Annotated in this window: 22 protein-coding genes and 3 tRNA genes; 4 read left to right on the top strand and 21 right to left on the bottom strand. The window is 68.1% G+C overall.

The annotated features are described in order from the left end of the window. Positions 1 to 57 precede the first annotated feature (57 nt). Both LR394_RS22420 and LR394_RS22415 read right to left on the bottom strand, forming a co-directional pair. A complete protein-coding gene (locus LR394_RS22420; protein WP_231445075.1) occupies positions 58 to 327 on the bottom strand; it encodes a hypothetical protein in 270 nt (89 codons plus the stop codon). Positions 328 to 501: 174 nt separating this feature from the next. Next, on the bottom strand, positions 502 to 1,932 hold the full coding sequence (locus tag LR394_RS22415; protein WP_231445073.1) for an NAD-dependent succinate-semialdehyde dehydrogenase: 1,431 nt from the start codon (positions 1,930 to 1,932) through the stop codon (positions 502 to 504). Positions 1,933 to 2,059: 127 nt separating this feature from the next. On the opposite strand from LR394_RS22415, the gene LR394_RS22410 reads away from it, so the two are divergent. Beyond that, entirely contained in the window at positions 2,060 to 2,950 is an 891-nt protein-coding gene (locus LR394_RS22410; protein ID WP_231445162.1) for a LysR family transcriptional regulator, read from the top strand. A gap of 120 nt (positions 2,951 to 3,070) precedes the next feature. Next, positions 3,071 to 4,462, top strand: a complete 1,392-nt coding sequence (locus LR394_RS22405; RefSeq protein WP_231445070.1) for a flavin monoamine oxidase family protein — start codon at positions 3,071 to 3,073, stop codon at positions 4,460 to 4,462. Between the two features lie 173 nt (positions 4,463 to 4,635). Here LR394_RS22405 and LR394_RS22400 read toward each other — a convergent pair. From LR394_RS22400 to LR394_RS22330, 15 genes are all read right to left on the bottom strand, one after another. Beyond that, positions 4,636 to 4,712: transfer RNA gene (locus LR394_RS22400), tRNA-Met, on the bottom strand. A gap of 234 nt (positions 4,713 to 4,946) precedes the next feature. After that, a tRNA-Met gene (locus tag LR394_RS22395) sits at positions 4,947 to 5,020 on the bottom strand. Between the two features lie 65 nt (positions 5,021 to 5,085). Next, positions 5,086 to 6,222: a GH12 family glycosyl hydrolase domain-containing protein gene (locus LR394_RS22390; RefSeq protein ID WP_231445068.1), complete on the bottom strand. Its 1,137-nt coding sequence runs from the start codon at positions 6,220 to 6,222 to the stop codon at positions 5,086 to 5,088. Positions 6,223 to 6,320: 98 nt separating this feature from the next. After that, a complete protein-coding gene (locus tag LR394_RS22385) occupies positions 6,321 to 7,499 on the bottom strand; it encodes a GH12 family glycosyl hydrolase domain-containing protein (RefSeq protein WP_231445066.1) in 1,179 nt (392 codons plus the stop codon). A gap of 195 nt (positions 7,500 to 7,694) precedes the next feature. After that, positions 7,695 to 8,411 carry a hypothetical protein gene (locus tag LR394_RS22380; RefSeq protein ID WP_231445064.1) on the bottom strand — a complete coding sequence of 239 codons (717 nt, stop codon included), beginning with the start codon at positions 8,409 to 8,411 and terminating at the stop codon, positions 7,695 to 7,697. Further along, a complete protein-coding gene (locus LR394_RS22375) occupies positions 8,408 to 8,722 on the bottom strand; it encodes a hypothetical protein (RefSeq protein ID WP_231445062.1) in 315 nt (104 codons plus the stop codon). Before LR394_RS22375 ends, LR394_RS22380 begins: the two co-directional genes overlap by 4 nt. 21 nt (positions 8,723 to 8,743) lie before the next feature. Then, the gene (locus LR394_RS22370) at positions 8,744 to 9,235 is read right to left on the bottom strand and encodes a nuclear transport factor 2 family protein (RefSeq protein ID WP_231445060.1); all 492 of its coding nucleotides are present in this window, start codon (positions 9,233 to 9,235) and stop codon (positions 8,744 to 8,746) included. Then, positions 9,228 to 10,463, bottom strand: a complete 1,236-nt coding sequence (locus LR394_RS22365) for an aromatic ring-hydroxylating oxygenase subunit alpha (RefSeq protein WP_231445058.1) — start codon at positions 10,461 to 10,463, stop codon at positions 9,228 to 9,230. The genes LR394_RS22370 and LR394_RS22365 overlap by 8 nt, the downstream gene beginning before the upstream one ends. Before the next feature lie 67 nt (positions 10,464 to 10,530). Beyond that, positions 10,531 to 11,529: an ABC transporter substrate-binding protein gene (locus tag LR394_RS22360; protein WP_231445056.1), complete on the bottom strand. Its 999-nt coding sequence runs from the start codon at positions 11,527 to 11,529 to the stop codon at positions 10,531 to 10,533. A 49-nt stretch (positions 11,530 to 11,578) separates the two neighbouring features. After that, positions 11,579 to 12,409, bottom strand: a complete 831-nt coding sequence (locus LR394_RS22355) for an ABC transporter permease (RefSeq protein WP_231445054.1) — start codon at positions 12,407 to 12,409, stop codon at positions 11,579 to 11,581. Then, positions 12,406 to 13,209 carry an ABC transporter ATP-binding protein gene (locus LR394_RS22350; protein ID WP_231445052.1) on the bottom strand — a complete coding sequence of 268 codons (804 nt, stop codon included), beginning with the start codon at positions 13,207 to 13,209 and terminating at the stop codon, positions 12,406 to 12,408. Before LR394_RS22350 ends, LR394_RS22355 begins: the two co-directional genes overlap by 4 nt. Before the next feature lie 112 nt (positions 13,210 to 13,321). Further along, entirely contained in the window at positions 13,322 to 14,515 is a 1,194-nt protein-coding gene (locus LR394_RS22345) for a M20 metallopeptidase family protein (protein WP_231445050.1), read from the bottom strand. Beyond that, entirely contained in the window at positions 14,512 to 15,423 is a 912-nt protein-coding gene (locus LR394_RS22340) for an aspartate dehydrogenase domain-containing protein (RefSeq protein ID WP_231445048.1), read from the bottom strand. Before LR394_RS22340 ends, LR394_RS22345 begins: the two co-directional genes overlap by 4 nt. Further along, positions 15,420 to 16,805 carry a gamma-glutamyltransferase gene (locus LR394_RS22335; RefSeq protein ID WP_231445046.1) on the bottom strand — a complete coding sequence of 462 codons (1,386 nt, stop codon included), beginning with the start codon at positions 16,803 to 16,805 and terminating at the stop codon, positions 15,420 to 15,422. The genes LR394_RS22340 and LR394_RS22335 overlap by 4 nt, the downstream gene beginning before the upstream one ends. 5 nt (positions 16,806 to 16,810) lie before the next feature. Continuing rightward, positions 16,811 to 17,254 carry a VOC family protein gene (locus LR394_RS22330; protein ID WP_231445044.1) on the bottom strand — a complete coding sequence of 148 codons (444 nt, stop codon included), beginning with the start codon at positions 17,252 to 17,254 and terminating at the stop codon, positions 16,811 to 16,813. Positions 17,255 to 17,439: 185 nt separating this feature from the next. Between LR394_RS22330 and LR394_RS22325 the strand changes: the two genes are divergently transcribed. Next, positions 17,440 to 18,087 (top strand): GntR family transcriptional regulator, encoded by a 648-nt coding sequence (locus LR394_RS22325; RefSeq protein WP_231445042.1) that lies wholly within the window; start codon positions 17,440 to 17,442, stop codon positions 18,085 to 18,087. 360 nt (positions 18,088 to 18,447) lie between these two features. On the opposite strand, the gene LR394_RS22320 is transcribed toward LR394_RS22325, so the two are convergent. Together LR394_RS22320 and LR394_RS22315 are read right to left on the bottom strand one after the other, a co-directional pair. Then, positions 18,448 to 18,521, bottom strand: a tRNA-Met gene (locus LR394_RS22320). Positions 18,522 to 18,599: 78 nt separating this feature from the next. Continuing rightward, a complete protein-coding gene (locus tag LR394_RS22315) occupies positions 18,600 to 21,593 on the bottom strand; it encodes a UPF0182 family membrane protein (protein ID WP_269329607.1) in 2,994 nt (997 codons plus the stop codon). 173 nt (positions 21,594 to 21,766) lie between these two features. Between LR394_RS22315 and LR394_RS22310 the strand changes: the two genes are divergently transcribed. Continuing rightward, positions 21,767 to 22,318, top strand: a complete 552-nt coding sequence (locus LR394_RS22310; protein WP_231445038.1) for a PPA1309 family protein — start codon at positions 21,767 to 21,769, stop codon at positions 22,316 to 22,318. Positions 22,319 to 22,376: 58 nt separating this feature from the next. Here LR394_RS22310 and LR394_RS43115 read toward each other — a convergent pair whose 3' ends face one another. After that, complete coding sequence (locus tag LR394_RS43115) at positions 22,377 to 23,492, bottom strand: YlbL family protein (RefSeq protein ID WP_231445036.1); 1,116 nt, start codon at positions 23,490 to 23,492, stop codon at positions 22,377 to 22,379. Then, positions 23,489 to 24,994, bottom strand: coding sequence for an NAD-dependent epimerase/dehydratase family protein (locus LR394_RS22300; protein WP_231445034.1), 1,506 nt, complete (start codon positions 24,992 to 24,994; stop codon positions 23,489 to 23,491). Before LR394_RS22300 ends, LR394_RS43115 begins: the two co-directional genes overlap by 4 nt. Positions 24,995 to 25,081 lie beyond the last annotated feature (87 nt).

Genomic DNA, 25,081 nt, shown 5'->3' with positions numbered 1-25,081 from the left:
TGATTTCGCCCGGCAGCAGGGTTGGGGAGCCCGGCACTCGAATCGCGCCACCAGCGCTCAGGCCGTCCGCGGCTGCAGCTCCCGCCAGGCCAGGAACCTGGCCATCACCGCCCGATACCCACCACCGAAAGCAAACTCGTCGAGCAACCGCGCCGCCGCTTCACCCCGCAACACGTCTTCCGCCGGAATCCACGCCGCATACAACTGCACACCCCGCCGAGCCGCCCATGTCACCCGGACCGAATCGCCCGCCCAGGCCTGCACCGCTGCCGGCACCACGGTCAGCACCTCACCCGCGCTACCGCGCAGCATTGCCAGCACGGGCACCGCCTGCGGCGGCTCGTAAATCCGGGCCGCCGGATCGCTCGGAGGAAACTCGTGGACCGCTCGCGACCGCATTGGCTGCACTAGCACCACCCCCGTTCTCACCCCTGGAGACACGCCGATCATATCGAACATTTGTTCGAACAGCGAGGCTGAGCCGGTGGCGGTGAGGACCCGTTACCAGGCGACGCTGAAGTACTGGGTCTCGGTGTATTCCTCGAGGCCGATCCGGGCCCCTTCCCGGCCGATCCCGCTCTGCTTCACGCCGCCGAACGGGGCCGAGGGGTCCGAGACCAGGCCACGGTTCACTCCGATCATGCCGGCCTCGATGCGCTCCGACAGCCGTAGGGCCGCGCCCAGATCACCCGCGAAAACGTAAGCAGCCAGGCCGTACTCGGTGGAGTTGACCTGAGCCAGCATGTCCTCTTGATCGGTCCAGGTGACGATGGGCGCGATCGGGGCGAACGACTCCTCGCGCACGACCGCGGCCTCCGGGGGAACATCGGTCAGCACGACCGGGGTGAAGAAGTGGCCCGGGGCGGTGGCCGGCTTGGACTGGTGGGCGATCCGGGCGCCGGCGGCCAAGGCGTTCTCCAGGACTCGCTCCACGTTCTGTCGGGCTCGTGAGGAGATCAACGGGCCGATGTCCGAACCTTCCGCGGCCGGGCCGACTTCGAGAGCCTCCACGCGCGCACCGAGCTTTGCCACAAACTCAGCCGCAACGTCCTCATGTACATAGAACCGGTTGGCCGCTGTGCAGGCCTGGCCACCGTTACGGAACTTGGCGATCATCGCTCCCTCGACCGCGGCGTCCACATCGGCGTCGGCGGTGACCACGAAGGGGGCGTTGCCGCCGAGCTCCATCGAGGTGTTGATCACCCGGTCGGCGGCCTGGCGCAGCAGCTGGCGACCGACGTTGGTGGAGCCGGTGAACGAAAGCTTGCGCACCCGAGGGTCTTCGGTCCAGGCGGCCACGATCGCCGCGGCGTCTTCACCCGGGACCACGTTGACCACGCCGTCGGGCACTCCGGCCTCAATCATCAGACGGGCGACGGCCAGCGCCGTCAGAGGAGTCTCGGCGGCCGGTTTGAGGACGACCGTGCAGCCGGCTGCCAGAGCGGGGGCAATCTTCCGGGTTGCCATGGCAGCCGGGAAGTTCCACGGGGTGACCAGGGCCGCCACGCCGACCGGGTGGTGAGTGACGATGGTCCGGGTGCCACCGGCCGGAGATGAGCCGAAGTCGCCGTGCGGGCGGACCGCTTCCTCGGCGAACCAGCGGAAGAACTCGGCCGCGTAGTTCACCTCGGCCCGGGCGTCGGCCAGTGACTTGCCGTTCTCCACGGAGATCAGCTGGGCCAGTTCCTCGGCGTCGCGCAGCATCAGCTCGCGGGTCTTCATCAGCAGGTCGGCGCGGGCGCGAGGGGCGGTGGCGGACCAGCTCGGGAAGGCCCGGGCGGCAGCATCGACGGCCGCGATCGCGTCGTCCGGACCGGCGTCGGCCACCTGGGCGATCAGGTTCAGCGTGGCCGGGTCGACCACGTCGAACACGCCCCGGCTGCCGGTACGCCATTCGCCGCCGACAAGAACGCCCTTGGTGTGGTCGGTCATCAGGTGGTCTCCAGTCCGCGGATCAGCTTGGTGCGGCAGGACCCGAAGGTCTGCCCGAATCCGAGGGTGCAACCTGCGTCTCATGTTGTCCAAGACCTGTTCAGCACTATCTTCATGCCTTGTGAGCATGAACCTGCGGCTGCTGCGCTACTTCGTCTCCACCGTGGACGCGGGCTCGGCCACCCGCGCGGCCGGATCGCTGCATGTCACCCAGCCCGTGCTCTCCCGCCAGCTCCGTCAGCTCGAGCAGGATCTGAGCCTGACGCTGTTCGAGCGGCAGGGGCACCGGCTCACCCTCACCCCGGCCGGATCGCAGTTCCTGCCTCTGGCCCGGGCGCTGCTACGCCAGGCCGACGAGGTCGAACGAGCCGCCGCCAGCATCGCCTCCGGGCGTCTGGACCAGCTGCACCTGGCGGTTCCGGCCACCACCCTCAGCGACGTGGTGGCGCCCTTCCTGGCCACGCTACGTCCCGACGACCCGGTGCCGATCGTGCGCCAGGTCGACCCCCGAGGCGCTGACGCGGCCCTGCGCTCAGGCGCCGATCTGGCCATCGTGGCGCGGCCCCCGTCCCCCGCCCAGGCCTCGCAGGCCCTGGCTGTCCTGCCGATCTGGGCCCAGATTCCAGCCGAGGACGTGTGGGCCGGCCGGAAATCGGTGGATGTGAGCGAGCTTCTCGAACGGGCACTGCTGCTGCTCACCGAGGACTTCCGGCCCCGCCAGCTGCTGGACGAGGCCGTGGCTGCCGCCGGGCTCAGCTATCACCAGCCCGTCGAGTGCACGAATGCCCAGGTGGCGCAGGCTCTGGCGGCGGCTGGACGAGGCGTGGCGGTGGTCTCCGACGACCCGCGCTTCGGTCTGGTTCCGGTCGGGCTGACCGGGCCGGCCGGAGCAGTGCGGATTCATCTGTACGCGGCCTGGGACCCGCAGCACCACGCCGCCCCTACTCTGGCGGATCTGGCCGACCGCCTGGCCCGGTTCTGCGTGGACCGTTACGGCGACTCGGTCCGGCCCGGCTGATCCTGGTCGGCGGCCACGCAGGGTGTGTCGGATTCCGTCGTGCGTTACTCCACTTGACGCGGATTCGGACGCGAACAAGACTTGCGGCAACGATATGCGTACTTCAGGAAGAGTCAGGCCATGAGTTCGAATGTCGACGTCGTGATCGTGGGTGCCGGGGTGACCGGCCTCACCGCCGCCACTCGCCTCACCGAGGCCGGGTACGACGTGGTGGTCCTCGAGGCCCGCGACCGCATCGGCGGCCGTCTGTGGACCGACACCGTCGACGGGGTCCGGCTGGAACTGGGCGGGCAGTGGATCTCCCCCGACCAGAGCGCCCTGATCGAAACTCTGGACGAACTGGGCCTGCAGACGTTCTCGCGTTACCGGGAGGGGGCCAGCGTCTACGTCGGCCGCGACGGGGTACGCCGTACGTTCGACGGGTCCGCCTTCCCGGTGTCCGAGTACACCGAGGCCGAAGTGGATCGGCTCACCGTGGTCCTGGACGAACTTGCCGCACAGATGGATCCGCTGAACCCCTGGGACATGCCCGGCGCCGCCGAGCTCGACCGGATGTCGTTCGCGGCCTGGCTGCGTGAGCAGACCGACGACCAGGAGGCCCGCGACAACATCGCGCTCTACATCGGCGCGGCCATGCTGACCAAACCCGCGCACGCGTTCTCGGCCTTGTCCGCGGTGCTGATGGCCGCCAGTGCAGGGAGTTTCAGTCACCTGGTCGATGCCGACTTCATTCTGGACCGGCGGGTGAAGGGCGGCCTGCAGCAGGTTCCGCTGCTCCGGGCCGAGAAGCTGGGCAGCAAGGTGATCACCTGCGCCCCGGTGACGGCGATCTCCTACGATTCGGCGGGCGCCACCGTCCGGACCGTCTCCGGCCACGAATGGCATGCCAAGAGAGTCATTCTCGCCGTACCGCCGACCCTGGTCTCCCGCATCGCCTTCAGCCCGAACCTGCCACCGGTGCAGATGCAGGCCCGCCAGCATCAGTCGTTCGGCATCGTGATCAAGCTGCACATCACCTACCCCACCCCGTTCTGGCGTGAAGCAGGACTGTCCGGAACCGCTTTCAGCCCGTACCAGGTGGTCCATGAGGCCTACGACAACACCAACCATGACGACAACCGCGGTACTCTGGTCGGTTTCGTCTCGGACGAGAACGCCGACCGGCTTCTCGAGCTGACCCCGGACGAGCGCCGCGCCTGCGTCCTGGCCTCACTGACCACGTACTACGGCGAGCAGGCCCGGGAGCCGCTGGCCTACTACGAAAGCCGTTGGATGGCCGAGGAATGGACGGCCGGAGCCTACGCCACGAGCTTTGCCATCGGCGGCCTGACCCGCTACGGCGCCCGTCTGCGCGAGCCGATCGGCCCGATCTCGTTCGGTTCCTCGGACGTGGCCGGGCTGGGGTTCCAGCACGTGGACGGCGCGATCCGGGTGGGCCGGATGCTGGCCGACGAACTGATTGCCGAACGGCTCGGACAGACCACCGAGATCACGACTCAGGCGCCGGCGTAGGGCTTCGGAGCTCAAACGCCCGTCCGGGCTCCGGGAAGTCCGCCGCCCCCGGTAGGCAGCCGGCCCCGGTAGGCAGCAGCAAATGTCCGCAGGTCCAGCGTGCTCCGGACAAGCCGAAAACCTCGGCCGCACAAGCTGAAAGGCCCGGCCTCTGTTGAGACCGGGCCTTTCATTGGTAGCGGGGACAGGATTTGAACCTGCGACCTCTGGGTTATGAGCCCAGCGAGCTACCGAGCTGCTCCACCCCGCGTCGGTAGTTCCACCCTAGAACAGTGGCGCTTCGAAAGCCAATCGAGGCAGCCGGAACCCCGCCGGCGCTGCTCCGGATCGTCCGGATCCGCCGCCGTTTCGTCGATGCGAGGGGTAAAGCCCGATGCCTGCAGCGGATCCCGAAGGGTCACGGCCTTGGCGCCATCGGGTACCGACAAACGATCGCTGGCCTGGCTCTCCGGAGAGAACCAGGCCAGCGATCTGCACTTCACAGTAGCGGGGACAGGATTTGAACCTGCGACCTCTGGGTTATGAGCCCAGCGAGCTACCGAGCTGCTCCACCCCGCGTCGGTTCCATCAGCATAGGACACCGGCGGGGAGAAAGGCCAATCGAGGCCCGCGAGGGGCTGCGGTCAGGCGTTCTTACAGGTCAGAGACTTGGGAGACGCGGTCGCCCCCTGAACGACCATGCCGTACTGGGTGCTGGCACCGACGGCGAGAGGGCCGTTCCAGGTGGCGTTGTTCGCAGTGAGCGTGGCGCCGGTCTGGGTGCCGGTGGCGTTCCAGAGGTCGCTGATCTTCTGGGTGCCGGGCCAGGTGAGCTGGTTCTGCCAGGTGGTGCTGCTACCGGTACCAGTGTTCGAGACCGTGACCTCGGCCTGGAAACCGCCAGGCCAGGAGTTGACGACCTTGAAGGCGGCCGCACACGTGATCACCACGGGCAGACCGGCGGTGAAGTTGGTCAGGCTCAGGCCGGTTCCCCCGCTCCAGGGCTCGAACCCGGCCTGGACGCTGGTGAGGTACCAGGACGTATCGGCGCACGGCACGTTGACCGCGCACTTGCGCAGCAGGGCGTCGTTGTAGAAGTCCTTGACCAGGAAGTCGGCCGTGCCGGAGGCGGTGGTGCGCACGTACGACACCACGTTGAAGTCGCCATTGCCGGTGTACTGCCGCCCGGTCCAGACGTCGTAGGACACCCCGGCGATGGTCTTGGTGGCGACCTTGGTGCCGAACGGCTGGACGGCCCCGGTCTTCTTCAGCCACACCATGATCTCGAGTCCGGTGTTCTGGCCGCCCCGCCGCTCGGTGGGGTCGAACCAGATGTCGTAGGAACCGTTGTAGGTGCCCGTGCTCGGGTAGGTCATCGAGACCTTGGTGCCGACCTTGGGGAAGTCGCTGGAGCTGGCCCGGACCGGCTTGAAGTCGTTGGTGCAGTTGTCGTAGTGGCAGCCCCAGAACACCGACGGATAGCTGATCGGGGCCCCGGTCGTGGGCTTCACCCCGTCCTGCTGGCTGATCCGGAAGCCGCTCTCGGTGACCTCGATGCACTGGTTGGTGTTCTCGGTCCCCCAGCGGTTGTTCTGGACGATGTACCGGCCGTTCTGGATCGTCTGCTTGTCGTACTGGCCGCACAACGTCGTGGCGGTCGCGGTGACCGTGTCGGTGTCGACGGCCGTGGCCGTGGCCGGGGTGGCCCCGCCCAGCAGGGCTCCCACCGCGGCGGCCGCGGTGGCGGCCGCGAGAAGGATCCGGGTCCTGACAGATTGCATGTTTTCGTCCCCCCATGTCGAGACTTCCGGTGCTCACCGGAACACCGGAAGTCTCGGCGGTCAGACGAAAGAAGTCTGCAAGACCGTCATTTGATGGCTCAGGCCGCGCTGCAGGTGAGCTTCGGCTCGGCAGAGGCACCCTCGACCTGCATCCCGAACTGGGTGCCGGCGCCGGAGGCCACGGCCGCGTTGTAGCTCAGGTTGCCGGCGCTGACCTTGGTGCCGGTCTGGGCCGCGGAGGCGTTCCAGCTGGAGACCACCTTCTGGCCGGCCGGCCAGGTCCAGTCCACCTTCCAGTTCTTGGTGGCGCTGCCGCCGGTGTTCTTCACCGTGACCTCGCCGATGAAGCCGCCGCCCCAGGTCTGGGTGACCTTGTAGGTGGCGTTGCACTTGGCCGCACCCGTACCCGTGCCCGGGTTGCTCGGTTCAGTGGTCGGCGGGGTGGTCGGCTCAGTGGTCGGCGGGATCACCGGCTCGTCGGTGGCCGGCGGGGTGGGGGTGGTGCCACCGCCGGTGCCGTTCTTGGTGACCTCGAAACCGGACAGGGCCAGGCCCTTTCCACCGCTCCAGGGCTCGAAGCCGGCCTGGATGCTGGTCATGTACCAGGAGTCCTGGGCGTACCCGCGCTGCACGGCGTCGTCGTAGAAGTCGCTGACCTTGAAGTCGATCGAGGTCGCGGCCGTGGTGCGGACGTAGGAGATGACGTTCCAGCCGCTGTTGCCGTACCAGACGTCCCAGCTGCCGCCGGCCGTGGTGACCGTGCCCACCTTGGAGCCGACCGGCTGCGCCCCGCCGGACTTGTTCAGCCAGACCATCAGCTCGGCGCCGGTGTTCTGCCCGTCCTTACGCGCGGTCGGGTCGAACCAGACGTCGTACGCGGCGTTCCAGACACCCCCGCCGTTGTACTTCATCGTGGCCTTGGAGCCGATCGTGTCGAACTCGCTGGAGGAGGCCTTGATCGGCGCGAAGTCGTTCGTGCAGTTGTTGTAGTGGCAGCCCCAGACGAACGAGGGGTAGGCGGTCGGGGCGCCGCCGGAGTTCACCCCGTCCTGCTGGGTGATGGTGAACCCGTCCTCGGTGGTGTCGATGCACTGGGTGGCCGAGGTACCCCAGACGTTGTTCTGGACGATGTAGTCACCGCCCTGCACCTTGGCGCTCTCGTACTGGCCGCACATCGTGGTGTTGACCGCCGAGGCCGGGCTGGACAGCACGATGCCGCCGGTCACGCCGGCCGCTACGGCGACGGCGGAGGCGGCTGCGATGAGTCGAGCTTTCATGAAGGAACTCTTCTTCCCGTGTCAGGGCACGCGGCAGAGGGCGCCACGATCGGACAGGTACGCCTGTCCAGTTGCCGACCGGGGGCAAGAAGTTGCCCGAAGGGCGCGATTTGACCGGGAATTAAACCAAGGTGCGGTTACAGCGTCCAAAAGCAGGAAAGCCCGGCCCCCCACTCGGGAGCCGGGCCGCCCAACCTAACGAAACGCGAAGAGCCGCCGCCCGGCCTGCAGCGGCTGGGGTTCACCGATGAACCGGTGCACACCAACCACATACGAACCACCGGGCTCACGGTGCAGCGAAACCGGCTCGAACGAACCGGTACCGAACCGCGCGAGGACAGCATCTACGTCCGCAAGCGAGTCTCCGTAGGTGCTCCACACCACCGTGGCGCCCGCCGCGCAAAGGGTCGGCAACGCGTCCACGAGAGCGAACGCGTCTCCCAGTTCGATGTTGGCCAGTACCCCACACAGCAACACCAGGTCCGCCGGAACCGCCCCCACGTACGAGCCGCTCTCCCCCGCGTCGGCGACCACGACGTCTACTGTTTCCAGCCGTGTAGAGCCCAGCGCACCGTGCAGGAAGGAGGCGTTCAGCGGGTCCAGCTCGATCATGGTCGCCCGTACATCGCCCCCGCGGGGGTGAGAGACCAGGATCGGCAGGAGGTCGCGGGACTGACCAGAGCACAGACTCAGCGAACGCAGCGATCCGGCCGGCGCGGCATCCAGATACTCCACCAGCCGTTCCTGCACCACGGCCAGCCGATCGGTCTGCTCCGACTCCAGGTCGTCGTACGGCGCGTGCCAGGAGTACCAGCTCTGCTCCGTAAGCGTGGCGCCCCGCCCGGGAACGCTGTGCCGGTCGTACGCCTCGTCGTGGTCGTGGTCGTCCTCGTCCAGGAGGTCCTGAATCACGCCTCCAGGCCCAGCCGCTGCAGGTTGTCCTGGGCGGTGCCGGGGATGGTGCACTCCAGCTGCTCCGCGTTCAGGCCGGCCATCCCCTTGATCTTCTTGGTGGCCAGGTGCTCGGCCTCGAAGGCAGCCATCGACTCGAACGACGCCTCCAGCACCATGTGGTGCAGTCCGCCGAACGCCGGGGCGTAGACCGCGTACGGGGTAAGGCCGTTCTCCACCAGGAGCTCGTTCTTCTTGCGCTGGGCCGCCATGAAGGTGGGCAGAGTGCCGAACTTCAGGTTGCGCAGCACCTGGTGACGGTAGGTCTTCATCGAAAAACTCCTTGCTGACGATTAGGGGGTCTTCATGTGCGGAACCTTGACCCAGCCCTGGTCGAAGGGGGTCGTGAAAAAGTTGTGGACGCGCATGTACGAGAGCAGCCACTTGCCGTCGACGCGGCGGAAGTCGTTGAAGTACTTGCCGGCGATCCACAGCGGCTCGCCGCCGCGGTAGGTGCAGGCCTGGAAGTACATGAACTGGCCGGTCGCGGTGTCCCCGGTGACCTCGACCGCGGAGTTGGTGACGAAGTGCGCGGAGAACGGCATCCGCTCGACGTTGCGGTCGAACTTGGTGATCAGCGCCTGGTGGCCCTGGGCGGCCCAGCCCGGATTGCCGTTCGGGCCGATCGACTCCCACTGCCCGTCCTCGGTGAACAGCGCCGCGACCTTCTCGCCCTTGCCCGACTCGGCGTCGGTGGCGGCCATGTACGAGGTCATCAGGCCCAGACAGGCCTCCCGGGACTCCAGCGCGTCCAGCCGGGCCAGCACCGCTTCAAGATCAGACATCGACGGTGACCGCCTTCTGGTAACGCTCGATCAGCCACTGATTGAGCTGGGGAATGTTGGACTCCATCCAGGACAGCGGCCCGCGCGGGGCGAACCGGGAGCCCAGGCCCTGCTGCAGCGCCGCGGTGGTGACCGCGTCCTGGTGGATGGCCAGTGCCTTGCGTTCCATGAACTTCTCGTAGGCCTGGTGGAATCCGGGTTCCTCGACCGCCGACTTCGGGTAGAGGTTGACCCGGCGCAGGTCGAAGGCGCCCGGGCCCTTGGGGTAGATGAAGGCCAGCTGCACGAAGGTCGGCTGCAGGATCGAGAACAGCATCGGCGGGATCGAGGCGAACATGACGCGCTTGCGCTGCTCGTCGGTCAGGCCGGGGATGATCGCGGTGGTGCGCTTGCCGTCGGTGCTGGCCAGGCCGGCGTTCTCGTCCACCAGGTAGGTGGGGTGCATGACCTGGTTGTCGCCGGGCTGGAAGGGGTAGAAGCGGGCGTTCTTGGCCGGGGCCGCCTCGTGCACCCCGCGGTGGACGTAGCTGGTGTGGTAGGGCTCAAGAGCGTTGTCGTGGTGGATCTTCCAGTTCCACTGCTGGTTCTCGAACACGAACGCCGGCATCGGGACCAGCTCGTCCAGGCCGAAGGTGGACAGCTCCTCGTCGATCCGGCCGACCCCCAGGCCCAGCGGCTCGGCGGTGTCGTCGAAGTTGATGAAGACCATGCCGTGGAAGATCTCGTGCCGGATCTGCGGCAGCCGGATGCTCTCACGCAGCCGGCTCACCGGCACCGTCTCGGTCATCGAGGGCGCCGCGGCCAGCCGGCCCTCGAGGTCGAAAGTCCAGTTGTGGTAAGGGCACTTCATCACCTTGCCGTTCAGGCAGGGCGAAGCCATGTCCCGGCCCTCGCCGGCCAGGCCGCCGAACAGCGGCTGACCGCGGTGCTGGCAGACCGCCGACATCACCCGCACGTCGCCGGCCTGGTCGCGCAGCATCACGATCGGCTCGTCCAGGATGGTCAGCGGGAGCTGGTCACCCGGCTCGGGGATCTCGTTGACGTGCCCGATGCACAGCCACTCCCGGCCGAAGATCGCCTCCTTCTCGAACTCCCAGAAGTCCTGCCCGGTGTAGACCTCCGGGGGCAGCAGCCGGGCGGTGGCCACCGGGTCGGTGCACCCCTCGACGTCGGCGAGTACCCGACGCGCCGCCTCCAGGGCTCTGGCGCTGAGCGGTCGCTTGGCCATGCTGTTACTCCTCAATCAGGCTGTGCTGGTGGGGAGCCGGCCCCAGCGGGCCGGCTCCCCAGGAAAATCAAGGCAGGACGGGCGAGTCCGGCTGGTAGTCCAGGCTGCTGAAGTCCGAGACCGGCACCTCGGCGGCCATCCCGGCGTCCACCAGGACCTTCTGGGTGTCGGCGAGGCCCTGCTCGGTGAAGCTGCCGTAGCCGTCGGCCGAGGCCTTCCAGTTGTCCAGGTAGGCGTCCAGGCTGAACTCCAGGGCCTCCGGGGCGACCTCGGCGCAGTTCTCCTGCAGCGTGGCCAGCGCCTCGGCCTGGTTGTCGGCGACCCACTTGGTGGACTCGGCGAACGCCGTCATGAATCCCTTGGCCGCGGTGCCGTTCTCGTTCAGCCACTGGTTGTTGGCGACGATGGTGTGGCCGTAGGTGGGCACGTACTCCTGCATCGGCATCACGGTGAGATCCGGCCGGGTGTCCAGGATCTCCTTGGTCGAGGCGGTGTTGTAGAAGATCACCATCGCGTCGATCTTGCCGTCCAGGAACTCGGTGGTGGTGGCGTCGTCCGACGGAATCACCTCGACCTTGCTCTCGTCCAGACCGGTGGCCTTGACGAAGGCGTTCCACACCCCGCCCTCGAACTGGTCGGTCTGCACCGCCAGCGACTTGCCCTCAAGGTCTTTCGGCTCCTTGACCGACGCATCGGCCAGGATGGTCACCGGGCCGACCGTGGAGGCCGCGCCGATCACGGTGATCGGCAGCTCCTCGCCGGCCCCGATGATCACCGGGGGCGCCGACAGCTCGGCCACGTCGAACTCACCGGTGGCCACCAGCGGTACGGTGTCGGAGCCGCCCTGGCCCCGGTCGTAGCTGAGCTCGATCCCGTTCTTCTCGAAGATGCCCTGCTCGAGACCCGAGTAGATGGGCGCCCAGGTGCCCTCGCACGTCCATTCGAAAGCCATGTTGACCGGGGTCAGGCCGCCTTCGACGGAACCGGCGTCACCGCTGCCGGAACCACAGGCGGTGAGCGCGAGAGCAGTGCTGATTCCTAGTGCTGCAAAAGCTTTGCGGTGCATGGAGGGGGACCTTTCGCGGGGGTGGGGGTTTCGCGACTTAGCCGGTTTCTCAGCGCACTACGGTCTTCCACGGCACGACGATCTTCTCCAGCCAGACGCAGACGTTGAAGAAGACCAGACCGACCAGGCAGGACAGCAGAGCGAGGACGAAGACGGCGGCGGTGTTGAGCTGTGCGCTGTACACCGTGATCAGGTAGCCCAGACCCTCGCGGGAGCCGATGTACTCGCCGAGCAGGGCACCGACCACGGCCCCCGGCGCGGCCACCCGGAACGAGGAGAACAGGTAGGGCAGCGAGTTCGGGATCCGGATCTGGGTCAGGATCGACAGTTCGCTCGCGTTGGCCAGTTTCATCATGTTCACCAGGTCCTCGTCGACCGAGGTGAGGCCGTGGGCCACGTCGACGATGATCGGGAAGACGGCGATCAGGCAGGAACAGATCACGATCGGCACCCCGCCGCGGCCGAACCAGATGATCAGCAGGGGGGCGATCGCGATGGTCGGCATCACCCGGATGATGTTCAGGAACGGGAAGGCCAGTTCCTCGAACAGGGCGCTGCGGCCCATCGCGATGCCCAGGGCCACCCCGATCACGATCGCGGCGGCCAGCCCGTACAGGGACATCCGGGTGGTGGCCCACAGCCCGTTCAGGAAGAGCGAGTAGTTCTCCTGGAACTCCACGATCATGGCGCTGGGCGCGGGGAGAACGTATTTCGGGGTGTCCAGGATCCGGACCGCGGCCTCCCAGATCGCCACCGCCAGGGCCAGCACGATCCAGGCCCGGGCCGAGCGAAAGGTCTTCAGCAGCAGCCCGGCCCGGCTCTCCGGAGGGATGACTGCCTTGACCTGCTTGTGGACGGGGGTACTCACGTTTGCGGTCACCGGTTCTCCTCCAGCGCGGTGCGGATGCGATGGGCGATCCGGGCGAATTCCGGAGTGTCCTTGAGGTCGTTGCCCCGGGGGCGGGGGAAGTCCACCTCGACCACGTCGGCGATCCGGCCCGGATGGGCGGCCATCACCACGATCCGGTCGGACAGGAACACGGCCTCGGGGATGGAGTGGGTCACCACCACCACGGAAGCGTCGGTGGTGCCCCAGATCCGCAGCAGCTCGGTGTGCATCTCGTCGCGGGTGATCTCGTCGAGTGCCCCGAACGGCTCGTCCATCAGCAGCACCTGCGGTTCCATCATCAGCGCCCGGGCCAGTGATACGCGCTGGCGCTGACCGCCGGACAGCTGCTTGGGGTAACGCTTCTCGTAGCCGCCGAGGCCGACCACCTCGAGCTGCTCGCTGATCGTCTTGCTGGGCTTGCGTTCCCGGCCGCGGGCCACCTGCAACGGCAGGCGGATGTTGCCCTCGACCGTGCGCCAGGGCGCGAGTACCGGGTCCTGGAAGACCATGCTGAGCAGCCCGGACTTACGGGCCTGCTCGGGACTGCGGCCGAGGATCGAGAGGTTGCCCTGGACCGAGGCGTGCGGGAGCAGGCCGGCCAGGGCGCGCAGCAGGGTGGACTTGCCGCAGCCGGAATGGCCCACGATCGAGACGATCTCGCGCGGGCGCACGGTCAGGTCGACGCCCTCGACCGCGACCACTGCGGAACTGCCCCGGCCGTGGACGATGCACACGTCGCGCAGGTCGACCCGGTCGGCTGGTGCTGTGCTGGTGCTGGTTTCAGCGGTCACGGGATGCGTCCTGTCCTGAAGTGAGTCGGGCCGTGAATGTTGTATCCAGCGGTCTTTTCACGTATCGGCGTCGTGCGTTTCAATGAGGTTTCATTACTGCCGATTTGGCGGGTCAGTTCGGGTTTTCTGTATCCAGATCGCGGTCTTGAAGCCGGGCGGTCAGAACTGCTATGGCACCGGCCAGGCCCACCGAGACCGCTCCGGTGGGGTGTGGGGCAAAGCGGGCATCGTGGTTACGGGCCACCGCGTTCTGCGGTAGCGCGGGGTCGTGCACTCCGAAGTTCCAGATCACGCTCGGCACCTTGAGGCGTTCGGCGTAGCGGCTGAAATCGTCACTGGCGGGCAGCGGATCCGGCGTTTCCGGCTGCTCGCCGAACACCTCGTGCAGAGCCGTGGCCGCCCGGGCGTTCTCGGCCGGGTCGTTGTAGACGGCTGGGAGGTGCGATATTTCCCGTATGTCTACTTCGACGCCGCCCGCTGCGGCTTCGCCGTGCAGGATGCGGAGCAGGGCTGCCTCCAATTTGGCGGCCACCTCGGGTTCGTAGGCCCGCGCCGATACGGTGAACACCGCTTCGGCCGGGATCACGTTCTCCTTGGTGCCGGCGTGGAACGTGGCCACGGTCAGCACGGCCATCCGGAACGGGTCGATCTCCCGGGAAGTCACGGTCTGCAGGCGGTTCACCATCGCGACCGCGGTGAGCAGGGCTTCGTTGGCCAGGTGGGGACGGCTGGCGTGCCCACCGGTGCCGGTGACGCTCACGCGCCAGGCCCGTTGGCCGGCCAGGAACCAGCCTGGCTTGATCAGCAGTTTGCCCAGCGGGGCGCTGGTTACGTGCTGGCCCAGGATCACGTCGGGCCTGCCGGTGGTGTCAAACAGGCCGTCGTCCAGCATGGCCAGTGCCCCTGCGCCGGTTTCCTCGGCGGGCTGGAAGATTCCGACCAGGGTTCCGGACCAGGCCTCACGGTGGCTGTCGAGCCAGCGCATTGCGCCGACCAGCGATGCGGTGTGCACGTCGTGCCCGCAGGCGTGCATTACTCCATCGTTGGTGCTGGCGTACGGGAGCCCGGTGTTTTCTTGCAGGGGTAGGGCGTCCATGTCGGCGCGGAAGCCGACGACCGGTCCGGGGCCGTTGCGGAGTACGGCTTCCAGTCCGGTGCCGCCACAGCTTCTGATTTGAGACGCTGTGGTTGCCAACGCGCTGTGAACTGCGGCTTGGGTGCGGTGTTCGTTGCCCGACAGTTCGGGGTGGGCGTGTAGGTCGCGGTAGAACTTGAGGACGTCGGCGGGGGCTTGGGGGTACGTCATACGAGGCTGCCAGCTGGGTTTACTACGACTGCGCCATCGACTACCACGGCGCCTGGGCCTACCCCGCGGTGCAGTCCAGCCAGGAGGTCGATTACTGACCAGGCGGTGATGGCTGACGTACGGCCGCCCGAGTTCGGGTCTACGGCGTTCTCGAAGGACATGCGGTAGCTGCCGATCGGGGAGGTCCATTCCACCTCGTGCCGGGTGATCTTTGCCTTCGGGTCAGCCACCACGACCACCTCCACCTGGTCCAGGCCGAGGGTTGCCAAGGCCAGGGCCACTGATGAGTTGGACGTGCGGGGGTAGGTCAGGGCGGCTTGCCGGGCGGTGCCGCGGAAGACCTCGACCGGTTCTTGGATGTTGGGGTCCACGTTCAGCGCGGCAGGCTTCTTGGTGGTGGTGTGGCGGATCTGGGCACCTTCCGAACCGGCTCGGGCTGCTGCGGCCAGGATGTCGAAGCCGCCCAAGGCTCCGGCCGGCAGCAGGAGGCGGCCGGTTGGGCGGGACGTTGGCTGTTCGGCCAGGCCTCCGGCTTGTCCGGTTCGGACTGATGCTTGTTCGGTCAGGGCTGCGGCTTGTTCAGCCGGGGCTGCGGCTTGTTCGGTTCGGGCTGCGGCGTGTTCGGTGGGGGCTTCGGCCTGTTCGGCCAGCACACCGCAGGAGCAGAGCACCACGTCGGTTCCGGCGGCCAGGGCCTGTGGGACAACCGATCGGGCGGCTTCGACAGTGGTGGCCTCTACCAGCACGTCTGCTGCTTCCAGGGCGGCCTGTACCTCGCTCGGGGTAGAAGCCGAGTTCACTACGGCCAAGAGGACGCAGCCCGCTACCTCTCCGCGGACCAGTGCCTCGGCGACGGTCCGGCCGATTGCCCCGGTGCCGGCGACTACGACCCTCGTGTCCGGGCTCATACGGCGATCGCCTCCCCGTCCCACCGCGGATCCGCCGCTGCGGTAGCCCGGTCCGGCGCCGTGCGCACCATGACGTGCGAGCTCCGAGCGCCGTACTCCGCGATTTCGACGCCTTCCCGCCGAATCTCGCCGCTGGGGCTCAGTTGCCAGCGCGCCCGGGCCAAGGCCTCGCCTAGGTCGCCTTCGGTACGAGCCGTTGGCAGCAGTTCGCTGAGGAGCCCAGCGTTCCACGGCACCTGCTGCTCTCCGCCTGGGGTAGCGCCGAGCAGCCAACCGTCGGCGTGCTGCGTACCCCACGCGTGCAATGTGGTGAGTGGGCGGCGGCCCGGCATCGGGGCATTGGGATGACCAGGCTCGAAGGCGAAACCTCTTCCCGCCCGGTTGGACAGCACGAGGTCGTACTCCTCCACCACCAGCCCGCTTCCGAACTGGGGGAAGGAATTGGAGTGCACCACCACGACGGCGTTGCCCTCCAGATCCACCGCCGCGACGGTAGACGTGCCTTCTCCCGTGGGTACCAGTTCTCCCCGCGCCTGCCGGGCCAGCACCTCGCGCACCAATTCCGGGCTGACCTCGGCCGGGTGCCGTTTTGCGAAAACCTCGCTCAACGCGCGTCCGTAAGTTGGAGCGTTAGTTGCCCACAAACGTCCGCAAGCAGTTTCGACCCCGTACGCCGGTGCCTCGTCCACCTTCACCGGGGCAAGATCGCCGAGTGTAAGCACGCCACCCGCTTCGGCGACCCGACGGACCACACTCTCCCCGACTCGTTCAGCAAAAAGTTCTTGCCCTTTGTCGCTGTACTCAGCCAGCAGCTTGGCCATCCCCGGCAGCGGCAACACGCTCCCCGCCGCAAGTGGCCCGGAAGCGGGCGCGTAAACCACTCCCCCGGGCTGATACTCACCCAGGAGGCCACGCGCCTCCTGGGCCAGCAATACGCTCATGGGCGACCAGACCATCCCCCGCTCAGCCAAAGCCTGCGCTGGCGCGGTCAGCCGCTTACGCCCCAACCGACCGATTTCTGCCAGCCGGTCGTACCCCGCGGGAGCACCGGGTACCCCCACCGAGAGCCCGCCCGTGGCAGGAACTTTCCAGCCCTGCGCCGCTGCAGCCTCATACAGCCCAGCAGCAGCTCCACCGAGTGAGATCATCGAGGTCGGAGCTTCGTCGCCAGCTCGTACGTAGAGCGCAACAACGTCTCCGGCCAGACCGCACTTCGACGGCAGCGCAACGGTTTCGGCCAGGCAGGCGGCGACTACTGCGTCGAAGGCGTTCCCACCCTCGAGTAAGGCAGCAAGTCCGATGCCGGCGGCGGTCCGGGACCCGGCGGCCACGGCACCGAGCGTGCCGGTGGCCACCGAGCGGCGGGCGATCAGCGAGGGCATCCGGCTCAGGCTCCGGGCTCGACCTGCGAGGGGCCGTAGTGGCGCAGTTCGATGGTGTTGCCGTCGGGGTCGTCGACGTAGACCAGATCGGCCGGGCCCAGGGCGCCCCAACGGCGGAACGGGCCGGCGATCTTCTCGAACACGCCCGATTCCTTCAGCGCGAGCAGATCGGTGGGGTCCACCACCACGCAGAAGTGGGACACGTTCTTGCCGGTGGCCTCGGCCCGGGCGTCCAGGTCGAGGATCTGGCCGGGGCACACCTCGACGGACGGGAAGGGGACGGTGCCGGCCCGGAACTCCTCGAGGCGGTGGACCAGGAAGCCGAACTTCTCGACGTACCAGCGCACCGAGACCTCGGGGTCCTTGACCCGCAGGACGATGTGATCGATCTGCTTGACGTTGACGACACCGTCGGCGGTGGCCGGAACGGAGGAGTAGGTGATGGTCATGCAGGATGTTGTATCCAGTTCTGGTTTCGACTCCAGACGCCGATCGTGAACACCGCGTTTCCGTCAGTGCCTGTGACGTAAATGCCGATCGCCGCCCTTGAAGGTGGCTTTCAGGTTCGGGCAGGGTGGAGTGATCAGCTTCTGGTCGTTGCCAGAGGTATCCAATAGCCAGGATGGTCTCTGCCATGAATACGATCGGCTCGCGCCACCGCTCGCTACGCGACGAAACGGTGGACGAGCTGCGCCGGCTCATCCTGAGCGGCGAGGTGGAGCCCGGCGAACGCCTGAGCGAGCTGAGCATCTCTGAGCGCCTGGGGGTTTCTCGGCTGCCGGTGCGCGAGGCGTTCCGCCGGCTCGAGGCCGAAGGGCTGCTGAAGTCCATCCCCCGCCGCGGGGTGCGCGTGGTCGAACTGGACAGTCACGAGCTCGCGGTGGTCCGCGAGGTCCGGATGGCCCTGGAGGTGATTGCGGTCAACAAGACGGTGCAGCGCAATGACCCCGAGGTGATGCAGGCCCTGCGCAACTCGCTGGAGCGCGGGCGCAAAGCGGTCGACGAGGACGACCGCGAGGCGCTTTCCGGGCTGAACGAGGAATTCCACGAGCTGCTGGCCGAGGGCGCCGGGTCGCACTTCCTCAGCGAAACCCTGCGGGCCGTGCGCAATCAGGCGCATCATCTGGTCGGCGGGGTCAGCGCTGCGGTGGGCCCTTCGTGGGAAGAGCATTCGGCGATCATCCGGGCCACGGTGGACGGGGACGCGGAGCTCGCGGCCATGCTGATGCGCCGGCACCTGGCTGATCGTCACGCTCATCAGGGTGGAACCAGTCCGGCCTGATCTCGTTGGGCTCTGGTTCGGCTCTCGTTCGGCACGGATTCGGTTCGGACGGCCGCTGGTTGTTGCAGCTCGCGGCCGGTCGTCGCAGTACGCGGCCGGTTGTCGCAGTACGCGGCCCGTTGTCGCAGTTGAAAGCTTTCAAGAGGGCCAGTTTTGCGACTTGGGCACGCCAGGTGCGACTTCGGTCTGCCAAGTGCGACAACCAGCCGGAAGGTGCGGCGATCCGGCCCAATGCGAGCCCGGTGTGACTTGGACAGCGTCGATGCGGTGAGAAGCCCACCACTTATGGCGGCTGGCGGCTGGCGGCAAAAGCATCGAGGCCCGTCCTTCTCAATGAGAAGGACGGGCCTCGATTTCTTGTAGCGGGGACAGGATTTGAACCTGCGACCTCTGGGTTATGAGCCCAGCGAGCTACCGAGCTGCTCCACCCCGCGGCGATGTCTTAACTCTAGCCACTGCCCGGGTCGGACAGCAAATCGACATCACCGCGAGGGGTAGCAGTCACTCTCCGGTCAGTCTCCCGTGCTGGGTGTGGCGTTCGGCGTGGCCGAAGCCGAAGGAGCGGCCGTGGCACTGGCCGACGCCTCCGGGGTGGCCGTCTCCTCGCCGGCGGCCTGCTGAGCGGCCTCCAGCGCGGCCTCGGCCTCGGTGGCCCGCTGCAACGCCTCCTCGAGCGACTTCTGCGCCTCACCGTAGGCAGCGAAGTCGTTGCCCTGCAGAGCCGTCTGCCCGCTCCGGAACGCCTCGGAGGCGTCGTCCAGGGCTTCCTGCAGTTCACGCTGGGCGCTGGCTACGGCCGAGCCCGGGGCCCCACTGCCTTCGTCGCCGTTGTCGCCCTCGGCGGGCGGGGTGTCCCCGGCGTCGGGCCGGGCCTCGCCGAAGACCTGGTCCAGAGCGCCGTCGAGGGTGTCGGCGAAGCCGATCTCCTCACCGAACGAGACCAGCACCCGCTGCAGCAACGGATAGGCGGTGTTGCCCGAGCCCTGCACGTAGACCGGTTGCACGTAGAGCAGACCACCGGCCAGCGGCAGGGTCAGCAGGTTGCCGCGCAGTACCTGGGTCTCGTTACCGCGTTGCAGCTGGTTCAGCAGGTACGAGACGTCCGGGTCGGAGGTGAAGGCGTTCTGCACCTGGCCCGGGCCGGAGATCGTGGTGTCCCGCGGTAACTGGAGCAGCCGGAGCTGACCGTAATCCTCCCGGCGTTGCCCCTTCTGGTTACCGGCGTCCGCGTCCACCGCCAGGAACCCGGTCAGGATGCCCCGGGTCCGGCCGGCCGGGATGAACGCCGAGGTGAGCGAGAAGCTGGTCTCGTCGGTGCCGGGCATCTGCATGGTCAGGTAGTACGGCGGCTGGAGCGAGTTACCACCGTTACGCGTCGGGTCGTCCGGCACGGTCCAGAAGTCCTGCTGCGAGAAGAAGGCGTCCGCGTCCGTCACGTGGTACTGCTGCAGCAGCTGCCGCTGAACCTTGAACAGGTCCTCCGGGTAGCGGATGTGCGACATCAGGTCGGCGCTGATCTCGCTCATCGGCTGGACCGCGTTCGGGAAGATCTTGGTCCAGGCCTTCAGGATCGGGTCCTGCTCGTCCCAGGCGTACAGGTCGACCGAGCCGTCGTAGGCGTCGACCGTGGCCTTCACCGAGTTACGGATGTAGTTGACCCGGGTGCTGTCCAGGGCGGCCACCGCGGTGGTGGTGTCGGTGATCGAGTCGGAGGTGGCGTCCTCCAGCACCTGGGTGCGCGAGTACGGGTACTGCGAGGTGGTGGTGTAGGCGTCCACGATCCACTTGACCCGGCCGTCCACCACGGTCGGGTACGGGTCGCCGTCCAGGGTGAGGAACGGCGCGACCTTCTGCACCCGGTCCCGCGGCGAGCGCTCGTAGAGGATCTTCGAGTCCTCGTTGACCTGGTTGGACAGCAGGATGTTCTGGTCCTGGAACTTGATCGAGTACAGCAGCTGGCGCAGCGTCGAGCCCACGCCGACGCCGCCGTCACCGGTGTAGGTGTAGTTCACCTGGCCGTTCGGGCTGTCGTCGTCCGGGAAGTCCAGCTCCTGCGGCTCGGAGCCCTCCGGGGCGCCCACGATCGAGTAGTCCGGGGAGTTCTCGCCGAAGTAGATCCGCGGTTCGTACTCCTGCAGCTCGCCGGTGGAGGGGATGCCGGACTGCAGGAACACCGGGCGGCCGTCGGAGGTGCGCTCGTTGCCGTACGCCGCCACCATGCCGTAGCCGTGGGTGTAGACGATGTGGTCGTTGACCCAGTTGCGCTGGGCCTGCGGGGCGCCTTCCAGGTTCAGCTCCCGCACCGAGACCACGGCGTCGCGCATCTCGCCGTCGATCTCGTACTTGTCCACGTCGAGGGTGTCGGCGAAGGAGTAGTACTGCCGGATCTGCTGCAGCTGGGCGAAGGTGGGGCTGATCAGGGCCGGGTCGAGCAGCCGGATGCCGGGGATGGTCTCGGACTGCGCGCGCAGGTCGGCCTCGTCGGCCTCGGACTGCGCGTTGTAGTTCTGGACCTCGATGTTCTCCAGGCCGTAGGCGGAGCGGGTGGCCTCAATATTCTTCTGGATGTAGTCGCGTTCCAGCTCCCGTGCGCTGGGCTGGACCTGGAAGCGCTGCACGGCGGCCGGGTAGATGCCGCCGATCACGATCGCCGAGACCACCAGCAGCGCGGTGCCGTACAGCGGGATCAGCCGGATCCGCTCGACGAACGCGGCGGCGATGAACAGCAGCGCGATGATCACCGCGATGCCGGCCAGGATGCCTCGCGAGGTCAGCCCGGCGTTCGCGTCGGTGTAGGTCAGACCGGTGATCAGCCGCGAGTCCTTGGTGGACAGCGCGTACCGGCCGAGCCAGTAGTCCAGGCCGCGCAGCAGCAGGAACGAGGCGGCCAGGACGAACAGGTGGACCCGGGCGGACTGGGTCAGCCGCTGCCCGCTGCCCTGCACCCGCAGGCCGCCGTAGAGGTAGTGGGTGACCAGCGCCGCGATCGCGGACAGGAAGACCGCCGCGGTCAGGAAGCTGACCAGGAACTGCAGCCAGGGCAGGGTGAAGACGAAGAAGCCGATGTCCAGGCCGAACTGCGGGTCGTCCCGGTCGAACGGCACCCGGTTCAGCCACAGCTGCGCGGTCTGCCACTGCTGGCTGGCCGCAGAACCGGCGAACAGGCCCAGGACGATCGGCACGGCCAGGCTGACCAGGCGGCGCAGCGGCTCGATGCTCTCGCGGTAGCGGTCCAGGCCGACCTGCTCGGTGGAGACCGGGGCGTAGATCGGGCGGCTGCGGTAACCGATCATCAGCGAGGCCGCCACCGCCGCGCCCATCACCAGGGCGCCCAGGACGAACAGGATGATCTTGGTGAGCAGCTCGGTGCGGTACACCTCGGTGAAGCCCACCGACTGGTACCAGAGCACCTCCGTCCACATCTGCGAGGCGATCAACCCCAGCACGATCAGCACGCCGAGAGTTATCAGCGTGGGCGCCAGGGCTCCGCGCCGCCGCTTGTTCATGACCGGCCGGGGGCCGCGGGGATCGCGCTCGTACGTCACGCATGGAGAACTTACCCACGTTGCGCCCGGTTCCCTACCCGACGCAGCTGATACCTGGCTGTGATTAGTTCAGCACCTGCCCGTGCTGCCGGGACAAGATCGCCGACCCGGACGTCTGGTGGAAGGATGCGGCCGTGATTGATGAACCCGCCGACCCCCGCTCGCTGTCCGTCCGCCGGGTGATCGTGGAACTGGAGCGTCACGTGGCCACCGCCGGCTGGGACGCGCCGGTCCGGGTCTTCGCCCTGGTCCGCACCGCCGGCGCGCTGGAGCGTGACCCGTCGCTGGCCAACCGGCTGCCGACCGAGGTGATCGGCTTCGCCCAGGAGGACCCCGACCACCTCACCGCGGTCGAGCAGGAGGGTCTGCCGCAGGCCGCCGACCTGGAGGAGCTGCTGCACCAGATCGCCTGGCCGGACTCGGTGGACGGGGCCGCCGTGGTGGTCGAGCGCACGGTGCTGCCGCCCGAGGCCGAGGCCGAGATGCCGGACGACCCGGACGTGGCCGCCGAATGGATCGAACGGCACCCGTCCCGCCGGGACGTGCGGCTGGGTGCCGCGGTGCTGCGCAGCGGGGAGTACTGCTGCGCGGTGCGGGCCCGCGACCACGACTCGGACGACAGCGTGGCGGTGGGCCGTGATCTGGCCCCGGGCCTGGTCGAAGGGGTTGGCGCAACCCTCGACTGACCGCGAAGGGGCGCCGCGGGCGGCCGGCGCGGACACCGTCCTCAGTTCTGAAGAGGACTCAGGACTCGCATCGCGGCAGGTCCGCGGTGTCCCCCTCGGCGATCGCCTCTACGTCGCTGCGGGCCTGGTCCAGCGTCTCCACCCGGACCACGTCCAGCCCGTCCGGGATGTGGTCGACCACTTCGTTGCAGTTGTCGGCGGGGGCCAGGAAGTACTCCGCGCCGGCATCCCGCGCGCCCACCAGCTTCTGCCGGATACCCCCGATCGGCCCCACCGTGCCGTCAGCGTCGATCGTGCCCGTCCCGGCGATGTCCTTACCCCCGGTCAAATCGCCGGGGGTGAGGGTGTCGACGATGCCCAGGGCGAACATCATCCCGGCGCTCGGGCCACCGATGTCCTCGATCTGGATCTTCACGTCGAACGGGAAGTCGAAGTCCGGGGTGATGTAGATCCCCAGGACCACGTCGCCCGCGCTGTTCTCCATCGTCTCGGTGCTGACGGTGCGCACCTCCCCGGCGCGCCGGATCCGTACCTTCACCTCGTCGCCCGGCTGCGTCGCGGCCAGCGTGGTGCGCAACTCGGCCAGGTCCCCGATGCTCTGGCCGTCTACCCCCAGGATCACGTCGTCCTTCTTGAGCACCTCCGCGGCGGGGGCGGCGGGGTCGGTACCGGCGACGGTCAGCGTGGTCGGCACCTTGATGCCCAGCGCCCACAACGCGGCGGCGGTAGCGCTCTCCTGCGAGGAGGTCATCTCCGCGGCGTTCTCGGCCTCGGACTGCTCCTGCGTCTCCCCCGGGGTGAAAACGCTCTCCTCCGGCACCACCGCGCTGCTGTCACGCAGCCACGCGTCGAACACCTGAAGCAGCGTGACCTTCCGGTCCGGGCCGCCGAGCACCGAGACGGTGGTCAGGTCGAGCGTGCCGGAGGTCTCGTAGGTCTTGCGCCCGGAGATCGAGATCAGCGGCGTGCCGTCCACCTCGCCCAGGGTGTTCAGCACCGGCCCCGGGCGCAGGATCGCGTACTTCACCGGCAGCAGCACCACCAGCGCGGACAGCAGGACCGCGAACAGGCAGGCGATCAGCATCACCGCGGTGCGCGGGTCGAGCGTGCTCGATCTGCGGGTAACCCGCTCGTCCGGATGGTGCACGGGCTCGGTCAAGGGACGGTCGGTCACGGGTCCAGGGTAGAGCGGCGACGTTTGGACTGCCGCGACCTGGCCTGGCGAACGATCGCGGCGGTCCCCAGCAGCGCCACGGCGGCCCCGGCGGCACCCATCGCGGCGGCATCGCGGCGGTCCACCCGCCATCCCGGGGTAGCGCGGCGCCGGCGTTGGTCGTCGAGCAGCCCCTGCAGGCAGGCCTCGTTACCGTGGACGGGCTGCCATCCCGCGGCGAGCAGTCCGGTGGAGCCGATGACCCAGGGATGGACCACATAGGCGAGCTCGCTGGCCGGGGTATTGAGCACTCCCACCCGGTGCAGCCGCTCGGCGGTGCTGAAGGCCAGCCCGGCAGGGACCTCCAGGCGCCGCATGCCGCTGATCGTCTCTACCTGTGTTTCGTCGAGCGACCCCGCAGCGCCAACCGTCAGGGGGCCGTCGATCCCGGCCGTGACTGCGGTCCAGATCGCCTCGGCCAGATCGTCGACGTGGCAGAACTGCCAGCGAGTACCGGTCCCCCGCAGCACCAGCAGTCGCGGCGCCTCGAAGTGCCGGGTGACGGCGGTGTCCACTCCGGGGCCGACCAGGGCGGCGGGGCGGATCAGGGTGAAGTCCAGACCCGGATGCACCCGGGGAATGCGCTCCAGGACGCGTTCTACCTCCAGGAGGTCGCCGACCAGCCCGTCGTCCGGATCCGCGCGACAGGAGGCTTCGTCCTCCAGGGGGATCGGATTCTCCGGGCGGGCACCGAGAACCATCGCGCTGGTGACGGCGACGAAGCGGCGGGCCCCTACTGCGGCGGCGGCCATGCTGACCGCCTGAGCGGCCCGTACGGCCAGGAGGCGGCGGTCGGAGGGGTTACTGGTGACGTTCTGGGCGAGGTCGTCGGCGGTGGCGAGGTGGATGACCACGTCGGCCGAATCCAGAACACCCACCACCTCGGGCGAGGAAATGTCCGCGGCGCGCCAATCGACCCCGGTGTCCGTGCCGGGGACGATGCCAAGTTCCGGGGCGGACGGAGTTTCCTCCTCCTCGGCCTTCGGCTTCTTCAGGGGGGAAGTCAGCCCGGCCGGTAGGTAGGAGCGGCGGCGCGGGCGGGGGTTCTCCTCGGTAATTGGGGACGTTGTGGTCCCCGGGGGTAAGTCGCTCGCCTCGGGCTCGGTGCGGTTCTCGAGTGACGCCGAATATTCCAGGCCAGGCTCAAGATCCTGAGCCTGATCCCGCACATCGGAAGACGGCTTCGGCGCCGCCGGCGTTTCGGCGGCCGGGCGCTCGGCCGGCTTCGCAGTCGTGGCGGCGGCCGGGGCGGTGAGCCGCTCGATCCGCTCGGCGGCGTCGACCGCGATCACCCGGATCGGCGCGGAATCGCCCGGTACCTGCGCGGATTCACTCATCCGGCGCAGCAGGGAGGCGACCAGGGCCCGCCCGGCCGGACCGGCTGCACCGGTGACCGCGATCACTCCAGGCCCGGCCTGCCCGGCAGTCCTGAGCACGAACCGGGGGCGGCGTTTCGGGGTCACGGGGGAATCCCATCATCACCAGCCGATTCCCGGCACCCCGGGTAGGCCCCACGGCCCCTTCGGGTGCGGTTTCGCCCTCGGCGGATC

This window comes from Kineosporia babensis (assembly GCF_021129305.1).
Lineage (GTDB): Bacteria > Actinomycetota > Actinomycetes > Actinomycetales > Kineosporiaceae > Kineosporia > Kineosporia babensis.
Note: the sequence above shows the minus strand (reverse complement) of the source record. Positions and strands in the feature narration are given on the sequence as shown.